The organism is Rhodoflexus caldus, assembly GCF_021206925.1.
GTDB lineage: Bacteria > Bacteroidota > Bacteroidia > Cytophagales > Thermoflexibacteraceae > Rhodoflexus > Rhodoflexus caldus.
Map to the genome: position 1 here is coordinate 1 of NZ_JAJPRF010000001.1, position 16838 is coordinate 16838.

At 45.0% G+C, this 16838-nt stretch carries 10 protein-coding genes and 1 CRISPR repeat array; all 10 genes read right to left on the bottom strand.

Annotated elements, in window-relative coordinates; genetic code table 11:
* Positions 1 to 83 precede the first annotated feature (83 nt).
* The 10 genes from NDK19_RS00005 to NDK19_RS00050 all read right to left on the bottom strand — a co-directional run bounded on the left by NDK19_RS00005 (position 84) and on the right by NDK19_RS00050 (position 16830).
* A complete protein-coding gene (locus NDK19_RS00005) occupies positions 84 to 1364 on the bottom strand; it encodes an NYN domain-containing protein (protein ID WP_250629768.1) in 1281 nt (426 codons plus the stop codon).
* 333 nt (positions 1365 to 1697) lie between these two features.
* Positions 1698 to 1976, bottom strand: coding sequence for a hypothetical protein (locus tag NDK19_RS00010; RefSeq protein WP_250630200.1), 279 nt, complete (start codon positions 1974 to 1976; stop codon positions 1698 to 1700).
* Positions 1977 to 2254: 278 nt separating this feature from the next.
* Positions 2255 to 3553, bottom strand: coding sequence for a site-specific integrase (locus tag NDK19_RS00015; protein WP_250629769.1), 1299 nt, complete (start codon positions 3551 to 3553; stop codon positions 2255 to 2257).
* Positions 3554 to 3763: 210 nt separating this feature from the next.
* Positions 3764 to 11491: a CRISPR direct-repeat array (repeat unit 37 nt; unit sequence GTCGCAATCCATCTCTTATTGAAGGGAGTACTCCGAC).
* Positions 11492 to 11655: 164 nt separating this feature from the next.
* Positions 11656 to 12363: a CRISPR-associated endonuclease Cas2 gene (cas2, locus tag NDK19_RS00020; RefSeq protein ID WP_250629770.1), complete on the bottom strand. Its 708-nt coding sequence runs from the start codon at positions 12361 to 12363 to the stop codon at positions 11656 to 11658.
* A gap of 66 nt (positions 12364 to 12429) precedes the next feature.
* Positions 12430 to 13422, bottom strand: a complete 993-nt coding sequence (gene cas1, locus NDK19_RS00025; RefSeq protein WP_250629771.1) for a CRISPR-associated endonuclease Cas1 — start codon at positions 13420 to 13422, stop codon at positions 12430 to 12432.
* On the bottom strand, positions 13419 to 14033 hold the full coding sequence (locus tag NDK19_RS00030) for a DUF3761 domain-containing protein (protein WP_250629772.1): 615 nt from the start codon (positions 14031 to 14033) through the stop codon (positions 13419 to 13421). The genes cas1 and NDK19_RS00030 overlap by 4 nt, the downstream gene beginning before the upstream one ends.
* A gap of 12 nt (positions 14034 to 14045) precedes the next feature.
* Complete coding sequence (locus tag NDK19_RS00035; RefSeq protein WP_250629773.1) at positions 14046 to 14462, bottom strand: hypothetical protein; 417 nt, start codon at positions 14460 to 14462, stop codon at positions 14046 to 14048.
* A gap of 55 nt (positions 14463 to 14517) precedes the next feature.
* On the bottom strand, positions 14518 to 15024 hold the full coding sequence (locus NDK19_RS00040) for a sigma-70 family RNA polymerase sigma factor (protein WP_250629774.1): 507 nt from the start codon (positions 15022 to 15024) through the stop codon (positions 14518 to 14520).
* Positions 15025 to 15353: 329 nt separating this feature from the next.
* Positions 15354 to 15746: a CRISPR-associated protein Csx20 gene (gene csx20, locus NDK19_RS00045; RefSeq protein WP_250629775.1), complete on the bottom strand. Its 393-nt coding sequence runs from the start codon at positions 15744 to 15746 to the stop codon at positions 15354 to 15356.
* A gap of 7 nt (positions 15747 to 15753) precedes the next feature.
* On the bottom strand, positions 15754 to 16830 hold the full coding sequence (locus tag NDK19_RS00050; protein ID WP_250629776.1) for a Card1-like endonuclease domain-containing protein: 1077 nt from the start codon (positions 16828 to 16830) through the stop codon (positions 15754 to 15756).
* Positions 16831 to 16838: the final 8 nt, after the last annotated feature.

Genomic DNA, 16838 nt, shown 5'->3' on the forward strand with positions numbered 1-16838 from the left:
AAGCAGAGTGAAGCAAAAAGAGCAGATATTAGAAAATTTCCAATTAACCGCAGGCTTACATAATTACAAGTTGAAATTTTCAATCAATTGATTTTCAGTATTTTAACTTCCAAAAAGTCTAATGTATGATTTCTTATGCTATTTTTTCTGAAACCTACTTTTACATCAGAACTTAGTTTGTCGCTCTGCCAAATTCCTAATGATGTGCCTGTAAAGGCAAATCGTAAGAATTCTAAAAATTTCGCATATCCAAACTTAATCGGGTCAAAACCAATAACACTAACATTTATTGCATCTTTGAGAACGGAAGGACTGCAACCCGATATTCTCAAATCAGAACTAAACTCTGTATCGTTTTCAATCCAACTAATAACTTCCTTAACTTTTTTAAGAATGACATCTTGGCTTTCTGATGCTTTTATGCTTTGTACTTTCCTTTGCATTCTTTGTACTCTTGGGTCTGACGCTTGCACATCTGCATAGTTAGCAATTTGCTTCAAATTTGCAGAGTTTAGCAAGGTATAACCTGTGAGTTTACGGTTTTTATATGCTACTCTTACTTCTGATGGTGGAATTGTATAAACAGACAAGTCTGTCCCTTCAAAAGCCTTGTTGAGAAATTCAACAAATTTGCCGAATCCTAATTTTGTATGGTCAAAGCCCTTTATGACACCATTTATTAGTTCTCTAAGTGCTGCGGGATTTATACCGACTTCTAACTCTTGTCTATATTCACTTGAACTTTGAAATACAACTAATATCTCTTTAATCTTTGCCCAAATATCAGTTTCAGAATACGTTGCATCTATTTTGAATATCTTATCAATCAATCTTAATGCACGGCTGTCTGTAATCCTAATGTTTGAGGCATCGTCCCCACTATCTTCTGGGTCTTCAATCCATACAAAATTGTCGCAAACGGCTTCAAAGACTTTGTTTGTCGCTTTTTCGTATGCACAGCCTATTACAGTTTTACCATATTCGTGCAATTTCTTTGCAAGTGAAGCATAACCACCATCTCCTGACACGATTACAAAAGTTTCAAGTGTTGGGTGTGTATGCACTAAGTCTGTTACTTCTACTGCCAATTGAATATCTGCTACATTTTTATTGCCACCATATGAAAAGCCAAAAACCTGTATAGGTTCTATTCCTAACTCCAAAAGTTCGTTCTTCATAAAACCCAACCTAACATCACTCCAATTTGCATATGCACGCTGAATTGCAACTTTTCCGATGGCTTCCGTTGCCTGAATTTGTTTAAAAATTTCTTTGAGGGACAAACCTTGTATTATTCGTTGTCCAAAACCATAGCCCTTTAAGAGGTTTTCTATGTCGTAAAATATCGCTGTGTTAAATTTCATTTCGCTGTTGTTTTTCGTTTATGCTTGCCCACAACATATAAATATACGCAACTCACGCACTTCTCTGCAACAATGTTGCGTATCAATCAACACATAAGTAAGCAATTTCCTAACAACAAGTAACTTGCTCATAGTTAGGCTTTTAGCCGCTATTGACAATATGAAATACGCATTGCGTCAATACAACCTGCCTGATAAGGACATGTACTGCATGTACCCAACTGACAATACAAATGCGCAACATCATACACGCAACTTTTCGGCTCACTTTATGCTTACAGCAATACTACTTATTTCTTTGCCAATAAACAAGACTAAAACACGAGAAATTCATCACTCCACCAGCGCCTCCCGCAGAATCTCTGCGGGTTGCTGTGCCGTGCGCCCCGTGCCATCATGGATTTGGTGGCGGCAACTCGTGCCGGGCGCGGCTATCAGTGTACGGCTGTCGGTTTTTTCTACCGCAGGGAAAAGTACCAAGCCGCCAAGTAGCCCATAGGTTATTACAGCATCTCTTTGAGATGTTTCAGTGAAGATGCAACTTTCCGCCCTGAGTGCCCAAGCCGCCCAACACAATCCTTTTTGCGAGAGCTTGGCTTGCCTGAGGTTCAATGACAGTTTGCGGACAGCTAACAACTGCCTTGCAGGGTATTTTGCGCCGAGATGTCGGTTTGACGGCGGTGCTGTTCTTTGCAATCTCAAAAAAATCAACAAAACCGCCCTTCCCTTCTGCAAAAAAAATCACCCGATTTTTGCTCTGCGAACAGTTTACGAACAAGTCCCCAGCGCATTCCAAGCGAGTTTTTGTCGTTTTTAGGGCTTTTGCAGGTGGAAAGAGCACTTGAATGCCTGTTTTTGGGTGATTTATTTTGCAAAATACCCGTTCTGCCTCATGAATCCCCGCCTTTTTTTGCCGCATCCAACTGCCTCAGCCAGCGCTCTAAGGCATCTTCGGGTGTATTGACGTACTTCATGAGCGTTTCTACATCGTCATGCCCCGTGAGGCGCTGCAATACATTGAGCGGAATGCCCCGCGTGCCCAATATCGTAATTGCCGTCCTTCGTGCGCAATGGCTGCTCACCAATTCGTACTTGGAGCATTCAATTGTTACCAACTGATTGCCGCTGTATCGTTGGATGCGTGCGGTTGCCGTAATACCCGCTATCTGACACACCTCTTTGATGAGGTGATTAAAACGATGCTGCGATATGTGGTTAGGTAGGTTGCCGTTGTATTTATTGAGGATGTCCCAAGCACCGCCGCACCAGCCTACCAACGGCACGCGGATAAAATCTTTGGTTTTGTAAGAGGTAAATTCCCAGTAATTGCCTTTTATCTGTTCGGGTCGGAAGGCTTCCACATCGCTCCAGCGTTGTGCCGTATAGCAGGCAAAGAGAAACAAATCCCGCACTTGTTCCAGTTGCTTGCGGGTGCTGAAATCATAGTCGCGCAGTTGTTCAAATTCCTCTTCGGTCAGTACGACAATATCATTTTTGCCCCCGCTGCGGGGTTTATCGTTCCGTCGGCTTGCATTGAAGTTGCGGAAGGCTTCATTGTCGTGGTAGCCCTTTTCCAATGCCCATTTCATAAATGCCTTGAACTTGCTGAAATACTTGGCGATGGTGGCATTCAAAAGCCCTTCGGGAACGCCTTTTTCCTTGTAGCGGGAAGTTTTGCGTTGCAGCAGATAGGCACGGAATTTATCTTCAAAGGTTTTGTCGATGCGCTTGAACGTCAGCTGATAGCCTGTAAGAGTTTCAAACTCTTGCAACATGTTAATCAGCGTTCGGGTGGGTTTCAATGTCAGTTCAGGCGTTTTGTTTTCTTGCTGCCATTGGTAGTAGGCTTCCAGATAGTCAAAGAAGTTGTAGAGGCTGTCGGCATTGTTTTTCAGGGTGTTGCGCAGGTGTAGGCGGATTTCTTCGGGCGTAGGCAATTTTTCTTGTTCAAGGGCTTTTTTGTAATAGGCAATGACAATCTGTTCTACCCGTTCCAGATAGATTTTGTAAGTGGTATAGTGGGCGGTGCTTTTTTTGGGTGCTTGCTTTTTAAAATCCCACATGTGGGTTTCAATGCTGATGCCTGTTGAACAGGTCAGCGCCCGACTGTGGTAATAGAACCGCAGGTAGATGGCGGACTTATCTTTTTTGGGATGCACCAAGTAAAAATGGACATTTTTATCGGGCATAAATCTTTGCTAAATGGTGGAAATGCTATACGCGAATTTAGATGTTTTTTGTGAATTTATATGGTTTTGTTTTGCTTAATTGTGCTCAAAACCTTAATTTAGAGCGTTCAAAGGGCTATTTGGCAACAATAAGAAGTAAAGAAAGATATATTTATAGTGAAGGGAGTACTCTGACTCACTTTTCGCACAAGTGATGGTTAAATAAGACTTGTCGCAATCCATCTCTTATTGAAGGGAGTACTCCGACAGACTCTGCGTTACCTACACGAGATGAATAAAAACGTCGCAATCCATCTCTTATTGAAGGGAGTACTCCGACTATGAAAAACCCATCGCACAATTTTTTCGCGACGGTCGCAATCCATCTCTTATTGAAGGGAGTACTCCGACACAATTCCTCCGTACGCATGTGCGAATGGTTTTATGTCGCAATCCATCTCTTATTGAAGGGAGTACTCCGACAGTCTGCCCCAAATACATAACAATTTGGGGTAAATGTCGCAATCCATCTCTTATTGAAGGGAGTACTCCGACGGTGGCAAAACGGTGATTGCATCGGAAATCATCAAAAGTCGCAATCCATCTCTTATTGAAGGGAGTACTCCGACGAAGTGAGTTAGGAACCATGCTCACAAATAGTACGTCGCAATCCATCTCTTATTGAAGGGAGTACTCCGACTCTCAAAAAGCTCGCTATTGAACAAGGCATTAATGTCGCAATCCATCTCTTATTGAAGGGAGTACTCCGACACTAAAACAATATTATATGCACAAAATTGTAAAGGTCGCAATCCATCTCTTATTGAAGGGAGTACTCCGACCTGTTCAGAGGTGTGTGACCAAGAGGTCACATTAAGTCGCAATCCATCTCTTATTGAAGGGAGTACTCCGACAAAAACAACTTATTCGAAAAAGGCTCCAAGCCTTGTCGCAATCCATCTCTTATTGAAGGGAGTACTCCGACAAGTCAGGTAGAAGAAGAGCAAGCTGCTCCTTCATGTCGCAATCCATCTCTTATTGAAGGGAGTACTCCGACCTGTAGATTTTAATATCCAAGTTAGAAGCGATATTAAGTCGCAATCCATCTCTTATTGAAGGGAGTACTCCGACGGTCGCAAAGGGGCTCTACATGAAGTCCTAATAGGTCGCAATCCATCTCTTATTGAAGGGAGTACTCCGACTATTGTGGTAAACCATGCTAAGACCACGTTAAAATAGTCGCAATCCATCTCTTATTGAAGGGAGTACTCCGACTGTACTAAAAACTTTATATATATGTATAACAAAATAGTCGCAATCCATCTCTTATTGAAGGGAGTACTCCGACCTTTTTGAGGTTCCGGCATATTATTAATGGTTTCCGGTCGCAATCCATCTCTTATTGAAGGGAGTACTCCGACAGTACCCGAGAATATAATGGGTAGAAAGTCTCTCGTCGCAATCCATCTCTTATTGAAGGGAGTACTCCGACTTGACTGTACTGTCAAAGAGAAGGTTCGATTCCTTGTCGCAATCCATCTCTTATTGAAGGGAGTACTCCGACTCGGTATAAAAACGTACTTGCCGAAGGGCTGTCAGTCGCAATCCATCTCTTATTGAAGGGAGTACTCCGACGGATTGGATTATCCGTGGGCACACACAAAAGAGAGTCGCAATCCATCTCTTATTGAAGGGAGTACTCCGACGTAATAACTGGAGTTAGATATGAAAATGATACTAAGTCGCAATCCATCTCTTATTGAAGGGAGTACTCCGACCCTTGTAGGTAATATCCTCTGTTAGTTACGGTTAAAGTCGCAATCCATCTCTTATTGAAGGGAGTACTCCGACAACTCTGGGTAGTTTTAAAATTCAGCGATCTTTTGTCGCAATCCATCTCTTATTGAAGGGAGTACTCCGACCATTAGCCACATGAGGTAATGGCACAACCATACACAGTCGCAATCCATCTCTTATTGAAGGGAGTACTCCGACTAGTTTACATAGGCTTAGCCTAGGTACTATAGTGTCGCAATCCATCTCTTATTGAAGGGAGTACTCCGACAAAGTTTACATAGGCTTAGCCTAGGTACTATAGTGTCGCAATCCATCTCTTATTGAAGGGAGTACTCCGACAAAGTTCTTAAGTAATCAAAAATTGGAACAAGTTGTCGCAATCCATCTCTTATTGAAGGGAGTACTCCGACTGACCAGAGCGTGGTGGAGCTTCCACCATCTGTGGTCGCAATCCATCTCTTATTGAAGGGAGTACTCCGACTGGAAGAATATAACTCTTTATATAGCTGCGAGTGTCGCAATCCATCTCTTATTGAAGGGAGTACTCCGACTGGAAGAATATAACTCTTTATATAGCTGCGAGTGTCGCAATCCATCTCTTATTGAAGGGAGTACTCCGACTACAAGCTACTATTGCAGAGAAGGTTCGATTCCTGTCGCAATCCATCTCTTATTGAAGGGAGTACTCCGACCGGGAAAGGGTCGGTATAAAAACGAGATGCTAAACGGTCGCAATCCATCTCTTATTGAAGGGAGTACTCCGACTTACTTGCATCCAGTCTACCACTGAACGTAAGTCAGTCGCAATCCATCTCTTATTGAAGGGAGTACTCCGACGAGTTACCCATTTGTACGTAACAAAAGATACGGAGGTCGCAATCCATCTCTTATTGAAGGGAGTACTCCGACTTTCTTTTATCTTAGTATCGATTTGATCCATTAGTCGCAATCCATCTCTTATTGAAGGGAGTACTCCGACACTCTATGTAATGTATAACAAGATAACGGTGGAGTGTCGCAATCCATCTCTTATTGAAGGGAGTACTCCGACGGGTTCCCTGCGGGGGTTAGTGTGCCATACTCATTGTCGCAATCCATCTCTTATTGAAGGGAGTACTCCGACTAAAGTTTAATTAAATATTATAATTTGGCTTATATTGTCGCAATCCATCTCTTATTGAAGGGAGTACTCCGACCACACTTACATTGTGGGCTAATCTCTTTGCAGGTGTCGCAATCCATCTCTTATTGAAGGGAGTACTCCGACTTGAACTAAAATTAATTAAAATGTATAACAAGATGTCGCAATCCATCTCTTATTGAAGGGAGTACTCCGACCTCTATCTTTAATAATAAAGATATAAGAGGATAAAGTCGCAATCCATCTCTTATTGAAGGGAGTACTCCGACACTATAGTTTCCCCCCCCCAAAGGGGCCCCTCACGTCGCAATCCATCTCTTATTGAAGGGAGTACTCCGACTTTTACACACAGGTTTCTCCATTCCCTGTACTATTGTCGCAATCCATCTCTTATTGAAGGGAGTACTCCGACTAGTTACCATCATAGGCGCCTTCTCCTCAAAAGAGTCGCAATCCATCTCTTATTGAAGGGAGTACTCCGACATTAAAAAATTATGTATAACAAGATAACAGTGGAGTGTCGCAATCCATCTCTTATTGAAGGGAGTACTCCGACTCTCCGTGAAACACGCGTGGTATTATTTTTTAGCGTCGCAATCCATCTCTTATTGAAGGGAGTACTCCGACACACCTTGGCTGAAGCCCTCCCCGTTGAAATAAAGTCGCAATCCATCTCTTATTGAAGGGAGTACTCCGACTATTGTACAGTTCAACAGTAGTAGTCTCCGTGAAAGTCGCAATCCATCTCTTATTGAAGGGAGTACTCCGACATTAAGAGAGAAGAGAGTCTCTTACGGTTAAGACAAGTCGCAATCCATCTCTTATTGAAGGGAGTACTCCGACATTAAGAGAGAAGAGAGTCTCTTACGGTTAAGACAAGTCGCAATCCATCTCTTATTGAAGGGAGTACTCCGACAACACCTTGGCCGACGTCCTCCCCGTGGACGTTAGTCGCAATCCATCTCTTATTGAAGGGAGTACTCCGACGCCTGTTCATTGCGAACCACGTGTCAGTCTTCGGGTCGCAATCCATCTCTTATTGAAGGGAGTACTCCGACTTCAACAGTACAAGTGAACTTACACCCGGCCTCGTGTCGCAATCCATCTCTTATTGAAGGGAGTACTCCGACAAAGTGGCCCTCTCACTTCTGACAAATTTATTGTGTCGCAATCCATCTCTTATTGAAGGGAGTACTCCGACTCGCAATCGCTTTCCATGTTGGAGGCGATTATCCTCTGTCGCAATCCATCTCTTATTGAAGGGAGTACTCCGACTATAGCAAAGTCATAGTGGAGTCGCCCGGCAAGATGGGTCGCAATCCATCTCTTATTGAAGGGAGTACTCCGACAGCGAGGAAGCCCCTTCATAATAAATAATGAAAAAGTCGCAATCCATCTCTTATTGAAGGGAGTACTCCGACGGATAGAAATATATCGTGGTATCATGCTAAGACGTCGCAATCCATCTCTTATTGAAGGGAGTACTCCGACTGGCGCCGTTCATGACTTTTCTTCTTCAAGACTAGCGTCGCAATCCATCTCTTATTGAAGGGAGTACTCCGACTATCCATAGGTTTTAGCACCGTAAGGTGATGAGGAAGTCGCAATCCATCTCTTATTGAAGGGAGTACTCCGACAGTTATAGTGGAGTCGGCCGGCAAGATGGCCGGGCGTCGCAATCCATCTCTTATTGAAGGGAGTACTCCGACTTCGGATAAAGATTCCACTCTTTCCTCACTACGGGAGTCGCAATCCATCTCTTATTGAAGGGAGTACTCCGACTTCAACAGTACAAGTGAACTTACACCCGGCCTCGTGTCGCAATCCATCTCTTATTGAAGGGAGTACTCCGACATCATAGTATAACTATGGCGTATCCTTGGTGCTTAGTCGCAATCCATCTCTTATTGAAGGGAGTACTCCGACTTGAAGTATAAAACAGTATAGTTATGTATAGTAAAGTGTCGCAATCCATCTCTTATTGAAGGGAGTACTCCGACAAATTTAAAAAAGATGTTTAACAGCAAAAAAAACAGTCGCAATCCATCTCTTATTGAAGGGAGTACTCCGACATTCAAACGACGAGTGTATTTTATGACCATCTCACTTGTCGCAATCCATCTCTTATTGAAGGGAGTACTCCGACAAGAGGTATTTATAGATTTCCATTAAGATCTTATTTAGTCGCAATCCATCTCTTATTGAAGGGAGTACTCCGACTAGTTATGTACAGCAAAGTAACAGTAGAGTCGGCAGGGTCGCAATCCATCTCTTATTGAAGGGAGTACTCCGACTAAAATAATGAATATTTCAAAAATCATTAGAAAATCGTCGCAATCCATCTCTTATTGAAGGGAGTACTCCGACCGTACAAATCTTTATCGGAGAGCTCGCCTTTCCGAATGTCGCAATCCATCTCTTATTGAAGGGAGTACTCCGACACGGGGAGGATTTTCGCCAATTCATTTTTATACCGTCGCAATCCATCTCTTATTGAAGGGAGTACTCCGACAGCGTTAGCAAAACTTGTATCCGGAAAGTTCTTAGTCGCAATCCATCTCTTATTGAAGGGAGTACTCCGACTAAATGCAAGAAAAAATGAAACAAAAAATCACAAGTCGCAATCCATCTCTTATTGAAGGGAGTACTCCGACTCTCACCCACCAAAAAAAAGATTGGTGGAGAGTGTCGCAATCCATCTCTTATTGAAGGGAGTACTCCGACGAAGAGATGTTAGATGCTACTTCTAGCGCTTTGAGTCGCAATCCATCTCTTATTGAAGGGAGTACTCCGACGATAATCCAATCCGATGCAAATCCGTCCGGCCCGGTCGCAATCCATCTCTTATTGAAGGGAGTACTCCGACGACTACCGCTATGTCCGCCTTTCCACCGTCGAAGGTGTCGCAATCCATCTCTTATTGAAGGGAGTACTCCGACGGGAGGATGGTTTCGTTCATTGTAATTGCCAAGCCGGTCGCAATCCATCTCTTATTGAAGGGAGTACTCCGACGGTAATCTTGTAAATCAAAAAAAGAATCAGCTGGTCGCAATCCATCTCTTATTGAAGGGAGTACTCCGACCAGGTTGTAGTTGTAAATGAAGTTGGGAGAACTGTGTCGCAATCCATCTCTTATTGAAGGGAGTACTCCGACACAGCTTTCTTTAAGCTATAAGCACCAAGAATACACGTCGCAATCCATCTCTTATTGAAGGGAGTACTCCGACATAGTTAAACACGGAAGGCAGGTCGAAGTCTATAGAGTCGCAATCCATCTCTTATTGAAGGGAGTACTCCGACATTCTCACAATTAATTTTACAAGACCCGTTTACACAAGTCGCAATCCATCTCTTATTGAAGGGAGTACTCCGACACAAGTCAGAGTATCAACATTCAAATTTGACAGATGTCGCAATCCATCTCTTATTGAAGGGAGTACTCCGACACTCTGAATTGATTCAGAAGTATCTTGATAGGAAAGTCGCAATCCATCTCTTATTGAAGGGAGTACTCCGACTCAGTCAGTTTCGCGTCCTTGGCCCGTATGATTACGTGTCGCAATCCATCTCTTATTGAAGGGAGTACTCCGACTTAACAACGTTGAATACGTTCCGTCTGAAACAATGTCGCAATCCATCTCTTATTGAAGGGAGTACTCCGACCTAAACACTCAAAATCATGGCTATTGCAAATTCCGTCGCAATCCATCTCTTATTGAAGGGAGTACTCCGACTATCCCCCGATGACACCTTTGTTGGTGGCTTCTTGGTCGCAATCCATCTCTTATTGAAGGGAGTACTCCGACCGAATGACATTCTTCAGAGGGAAAGACGATCCCTGTCGCAATCCATCTCTTATTGAAGGGAGTACTCCGACACAACCTGTCCAACAGGCATTCGCAGGGTATCAAAGTCGCAATCCATCTCTTATTGAAGGGAGTACTCCGACACAAAGAAGGGTAGAGTAAATCAAACCCTTCTTGTAGTCGCAATCCATCTCTTATTGAAGGGAGTACTCCGACACTTGTGATGTGGTCATGCCTGAAATAATAAGGGGTCGCAATCCATCTCTTATTGAAGGGAGTACTCCGACTTTTTATCCAATGACACACAAAGAGATAGAAGCTGTCGCAATCCATCTCTTATTGAAGGGAGTACTCCGACATTTAGGAATAAAAGTTTTAGTTTTCAAATCAAAGTCGCAATCCATCTCTTATTGAAGGGAGTACTCCGACCGGGTAGTAGTTTAAGTAAAAGTAGTGGTAACCAGTCGCAATCCATCTCTTATTGAAGGGAGTACTCCGACTATATGACAAGGTACAATCGTAAGGATTATCTTTGTCGCAATCCATCTCTTATTGAAGGGAGTACTCCGACTTGATTTGTTATATTAGATGGCCCAAATATAGGAGGTCGCAATCCATCTCTTATTGAAGGGAGTACTCCGACTCTCTTCTTCCAATCCATAAACTCACACCCATATAGTCGCAATCCATCTCTTATTGAAGGGAGTACTCCGACTGAACATAGTTCTCTGTCCACACAATTTTTTATTGTCGCAATCCATCTCTTATTGAAGGGAGTACTCCGACAGACTTGGGCTCAGGTATTACAGCTACGTTCACGAAGTCGCAATCCATCTCTTATTGAAGGGAGTACTCCGACAACTTTCGTCGTAATATAAATTGCTTATCGTACCAGTCGCAATCCATCTCTTATTGAAGGGAGTACTCCGACTCAACACCGCCCTATCTCGCAATGAGGACATTTTGTCGCAATCCATCTCTTATTGAAGGGAGTACTCCGACAGATACCTAATACCATTGGAAAAACATGCTAAAAGGTCGCAATCCATCTCTTATTGAAGGGAGTACTCCGACAGAGAAAACAAAGTTAATAATAAAAAGTTAAATGTCGCAATCCATCTCTTATTGAAGGGAGTACTCCGACTTTCGTGATAGTTTTTACTATCAATTGGAAAAATGTCGCAATCCATCTCTTATTGAAGGGAGTACTCCGACAGCAATCTCTGCAAATCGGTCTGATAACCAAATACTTGGCTTGAAATTTTCCCCAAACTTTTTTGCAGCCACTGCATTTATCTTATTTTTTATTTGACTTTTCCAATAAGCCAAAGAGCGGAGTGGTCGGTTTTCCGCCCCCTCGTTCGGTAATGCAATTTACGCTAAAAAAACAAAGTATTAGCCCGCCCCAGTGTAATTTCCATGTCCACTTCGCGCCCAATCAGGCGCATGGAGCGGAGGTCTTGTTCGGCAACGGGCACAATCATAATCGTATCCTCATTTTCATAGGCGGCTTGCAGGGCGTGCATGGTTTGGTAGATTTCCTGATAGGCTTTTTGGTGCAATTGTCCCAGAAATACTGACTTTTGCACGCGCTGCAAACCTTTCTCAATCAGATAGTCCGCTATTTTTTTGCGGATGCGGTTGTCTTCAATGTCGTACATAACAAAGCAAAGCATATAGCCAACGGGTTTGGGTTTGAGTTGCGCAAAGTAACTTTTTAAGGCTTCCACGCGCTCGGTAGCAGCCGCCAACTGGTCGCTGTCGGGTTTGGGCATTCCTTGCGGGCGACGCGGTGCACGTTTTTGTATGGTCTTTTCGGCAATGGCCGCAGTTTGTTCTACCCATGCTTCATCGGGTTGAGGGGGAGCATCGTCTATCAGGAAAAACGATATGCCGAACACATCCGTAGGTGTGGCGGTATCTTCGGCAGTATCTTCGGGGGGGGACTGAGGCACATCGTCGGGCAGGGGTGGCTCCTCTGCTGTTTTTTGGGGCACATTTGTTCCCATCAGGCGATTGTGAATCGCTTGGTTGCGCCTTTGCAGCGATTTATTGAGCTGCCGCATCAGTTCAACGGGGTCTTTCATAGGCGATTGCCAATGGTTATTGGGGCAGTTACAAGCAATGCGCAACGGGCACACCTCTTCCCTACCCTACACATTTTCAGTGTCCATTTTGAGCAGTTGCTGCGCCAGTTCGTGGGCATCGTCCTGAATGTGTGTCAATCGGCTGCGGCGGCGATGATTGTAGTCTATCACTTCGGCCAGATAGTCGTTGAAAGCCGTAGCCAGCAGGCGCTTGCCGTCGGGCTCCATCCAGTAGCCGCCTTGCTGAAATATGGCCATATTGGGCGTAAGCAAGCGGCGGAAGCAAAGTTGCATCAGTACTGCCTCTGCCCAGTGGCGGTAGCGTTCTATGCAGTCGTAGGCAAGTACGGGGCGGTTGTACTCGTCGGCGTGCAGCACGCCCAAGTAGGGGTCTATGCCTGCTTTAATGAGTGCCCCCTCTACGTTACCGTACAATATGCCGTACAGATAGTTTAGGGCAGCATTGAACAGGTCTTGTGCCGGGCGACGGCTGCGGGCTTCAAAGCGGTATTGTTCGGGCAAAAGTTCCGAAAGCGTTTCAAAATAGATGCGCGATGAGTTACCCTCGTAGCCTCGCAAAGTGGCTGCCCACTCTTGGGTGGCTGTTGGCGGCAGTTCGCGGATGCGGTCGGCAAAAGCATCTTTGCGGGCGAGCACTTCGCTGATGAGGCCTTCCTGTGCGGGGCGGTCGCGCCCGATAGCCCGCAAAATGGACTGTTGTGCCCTGATGCGATGAATGGCGGTTGCCTTCACCCACTCGCCGCCGGCAGGGCCTTTGGCAAATACAATTTGCTGCTTGCGGATGGTGCTGATGCTGCCGTATTTATGACTCCATACGCGCCCGACAGGGTGGCCGCGGCGGTCGGTAAACAGGATTTCAATTTCGTTTTCAATGGCCAGCAAAACGGCATCCGAACTGATACGGGCGGCAGTGCTGATAACTAAGCTGCGGATTTTGTCGGGCGAAATGCGCGTTTTGTTTTCCTGTGTAACAATTTCAAAACTGCCCTGTACCCTGTGGACGGCAGCGCCGTAGGTATTGATGTGTATCTGTGTCATGGCTGATTGGATTTGTTATAGCGTTCAATGGCTTTGCGAATGAACCAGCCCACTTGCAAAAAGGCCAGCACGATGATAAGAATATCAACAAAAATGGCGGCAGGATGACGGCTTTTGTAAAGCCATCCGTACATCTGTCCGTCTTCAATCATGGCTTGCTGCTGATAGGGAGATGGGTAGGGCTGCTCCAACGGAATTGCCCGATAGTTGCCGCGCCGTTTTTGGCCGGGTGCTATCTGCACAAGTCGTTCCAGCGGTGCATCGGGGGGCGTTCCCTGCGGCCCGTAGAGCCAGAAAGCAACACCGCCATGCCCCGAGCAAGTGCCGCTATTGACCGAGTAGCTGCGCGTGCCGTCTTTGCAGAGTGCCCCCACACGGATGTAGGTGCGCATCGTTTCAGGGTCGGGTTCGGGTGCGCCCTCTTGTTGCCGATTGCCGTTGCTTGCGTTGCTGCCGTTGCTTTTGCCGTTGTTGGGTGCAGGTTGAATCCGAACGGGCAGGTTTTCATTTTCTTTGTCGCCGAAAAAGCCGGGCGGCACGTCGGTATCGTTCTGGGCAGTGGCTGTGCCTGCCACCACAAGCAGGCACAGCATCCAAAAGAAGCGTTTCATCGGGCAAAACAGTTAGCGACGCAGAGCAAAACCTAATGCTAAGTTGTTGTAATACGCATACAAATACCATTGGTCGCTGTCATCTTTATCTACAATGATGCGCACCGTACATCGGATACCTTCTTCGTCAATGGCCTCATAGTCAAAATAATCGTCCCCGTCGCGGTCTTTGCCGGTATCGGTCTGGTCAAGTAAATCAAATTTGGTTTCTGCCTTGTTGTAGAATTGAATAACCATTTTGTCAAAATCCATGACTACTTTGATGGTACTTTCAATGTCTCTCCATTCGGAAAAACGCGCATCGGTCTTCTTCTTTTCGCATCCGGCGATATAGCGAAACACCGCAACATTCTTCTGCGCCCAAAGGCTTTGTCCGCTTACAAGGATGAATAAAAACAGGCTCACAGCCCATACAATCGGATTTTTCATGTTGATAATCAGGGTTTTATGGTAGGATTAAAAAATTTTACGGGTTAGGTTGCCATTACGCCGCATGAAATACATGCGGCAGTTCGTTGCGCAACAGCGCACGTACATTGTTAATGGCGCGGAATTTTTGCTTTTTGGCAGCGTTTTCGGAAGACAATCCAAAATGATGGGCAATTTCTACCATGCTCATCTTGTCAAGGTAAAAGGCCGTCAGAATTTGCTTGCTGCGGTCGTTGGGCAGGTTTTCAAAGGCACAAAGTACCTGTTCTTCTTCGTAGGCACAGCGGGCGGCCTGTTCTTGTTCGCGATGCCATTTCAGCAGTTGGCTGTGTCTTTGGGCAATGCGGCGGCGGCGGAGTTCTTTCATCCACAGCCGACATGCCACAGCACATACGTAGGTAGCCGGTGTGGCCTTATCGGCCGGTTTGCCCTTACTCAGGTAAATCAAAAGTGCATCAGACAGAATTTCTTCGGCATCTTCCAAAGAGCCGCTGTTACGAATAACCATTTTTTTCACGAAAGGCAGGCAGGCATTGCGCAGCACATCAAATTGGATTTCCATAAGGTGAACGTATGTTTTCTGTTATTTGCCAATGTTTAATAACAGAAATGTGCCATCCGTTCCCAAATACCCGCAAAAAATCTTTTAACTCACTGATAATCAGTAAGAAAAAATTTTTTTGATGTGCTGATTTAGGCGCAAAAAGAGGCTAATTTTTCAGTTTTTGATAGTCAATATTCAAAAATTGACAGGTTATATTTTATTGCCAATATGAATTTCAATTACTACCGATATGCAGCACCTACGGCGCAGGGAGCATATTTGGTTAACTTTCGGCAGTAAATTTCCCGTAGGGAATCAATATCGGTAGTATCATATAATGCTCTACACTACTGCTCATAACGCCGGAATCGGCAGTGGCGGAACACGCGCTGCGTAACCACCGAACCGTCGGGCTGCACCGCATCCACCGATCGGCGCTGCGTAGTGGCATAAACGGGCGTTCCCAAACGGTTGGAGATGCAATAGTGCACCAGCGACACGGTTACGCCAAAATCCCCCTGAATAAGCACAAAATCAGCGGGTTGCACGCGCTCTGCCAGCCATTGGCGCACAGGTTGCAGGTACTCCCGCAGCGATTCCAAGTCGGGCGGCACATTGCTGAACAGTGCTTGCAAGTCGGCAGGCAGAGCTTCCAATCGGCTCACGCCTAACGAAGCCTCCGCATCGGCTTGCTGTTCGGGGGTAATTTGGTGAGAAAATAAGAGGTAGAGGGTGGGCATGGGATGATTAGAATTTTTCAAGAAGGAATTTTTGGAAGGTTTGCTCGGTTTGAAGGGTTTGGTAATCTACGGGTTTGTTGATGCGTAAAAGCTCACAACGCTTTTTAATGGCTTCAAAAGAAGTCGGGTTGGCGGTCAGATTGTTAGGCGTAATAAGAAATGCTTTGGCATTCAAACCCAATGGCTGCTTAATAGCCGCTAATTTGTAGAGATGACTATGAATACTGCTTACTCCTTTTGATTGCTGCAAATTCTTTGCTTTTGTTTGACTTGTGTAAACCTTACATTCCATTATGTAGAAGTAGTTATTGCGTACAAAACACACATCAATGTCGTTATCCTTGTTATGGTTCATTTGTATTTCTTCATCACTATCAATCGGGTAGAGTGCTGCGCTGAGTGCTATTTTCGCATCGCTTAGTTTGAGATGTTGTTTAATGGTTTGATAGACATACAACTCAAACCACTGACCGGTATAAAACACCTGTTGTTCAGCTAAGTTTTTAGTTGTATTGATTTTTTCCTTTAACATCAGACTTTCCCCTACAATCCCGTTCACTCTTCTACATTCTTTCATGATTGTAACAGATTCTTGCAGATGCAAAGGGTCTTGCAGCTTAGGGTTTGCCATAGACTTAAATACCCGCCCGTGTGCAGCCAAATATTCGCTCAAACTGACTTGGTAGTTAATCGGATACAAACTGCTATCGGGAAACAACTTCTGAAAATGTTTGTTATCCACTGCCAGATAGAAAATAGCTGCTTCGTGGCGGGCGAAGAAGTCAAAGGCGGCAATGGACATGAGCTTATTACCGCCCGTGATGTTCACTTGCCAATCGGCAGAGGGTTGCAGCCCTGCATTTTCCAAACTTTGCAAAATGCTGCCAAAGTCATCCTGATTCACGGTGATGCGTTGCACCTTTTGGGGCGCAATACCTGCAGCACGCATAATCCATTCGCTGCGCTTTTCCTGCTCCATTTTGGCGGTGGTGATAAACACGTGCCGCTCGGCAGGAAACTCTTTGATAAACAGCACATTAGGCAGCGTCTCGGCAGAAATTAGCAGGACTGAGGCGGTGGGCATGGGGGTTG

What these genes read in the sequence shown, in the direction of transcription:
- NDK19_RS00035 (WP_250629773.1), bottom strand. Translation starts at nt 14,462, where the DNA reads ATGAAAAATCCGATTGTATGGGCTGTGAGCCTGTTTTTATTCATCCTT.
- cas1 (WP_250629771.1), bottom strand. Translation starts at nt 13,422, where the DNA reads ATGACACAGATACACATCAATACCTACGGCGCTGCCGTCCACAGGGTA.
- cas2 (WP_250629770.1), bottom strand. Translation starts at nt 12,363, where the DNA reads ATGAAAGACCCCGTTGAACTGATGCGGCAGCTCAATAAATCGCTGCAA.
- NDK19_RS00050 (WP_250629776.1), bottom strand. Translation starts at nt 16,830, where the DNA reads ATGCCCACCGCCTCAGTCCTGCTAATTTCTGCCGAGACGCTGCCTAAT.
- csx20 (WP_250629775.1), bottom strand. Translation starts at nt 15,746, where the DNA reads ATGCCCACCCTCTACCTCTTATTTTCTCACCAAATTACCCCCGAACAG.
- NDK19_RS00030 (WP_250629772.1), bottom strand. Translation starts at nt 14,033, where the DNA reads ATGAAACGCTTCTTTTGGATGCTGTGCCTGCTTGTGGTGGCAGGCACA.
- NDK19_RS00005 (WP_250629768.1), bottom strand. Translation starts at nt 1,364, where the DNA reads ATGAAATTTAACACAGCGATATTTTACGACATAGAAAACCTCTTAAAG.
- NDK19_RS00015 (WP_250629769.1), bottom strand. Translation starts at nt 3,553, where the DNA reads ATGCCCGATAAAAATGTCCATTTTTACTTGGTGCATCCCAAAAAAGAT.
- NDK19_RS00040 (WP_250629774.1), bottom strand. Translation starts at nt 15,024, where the DNA reads ATGGAAATCCAATTTGATGTGCTGCGCAATGCCTGCCTGCCTTTCGTG.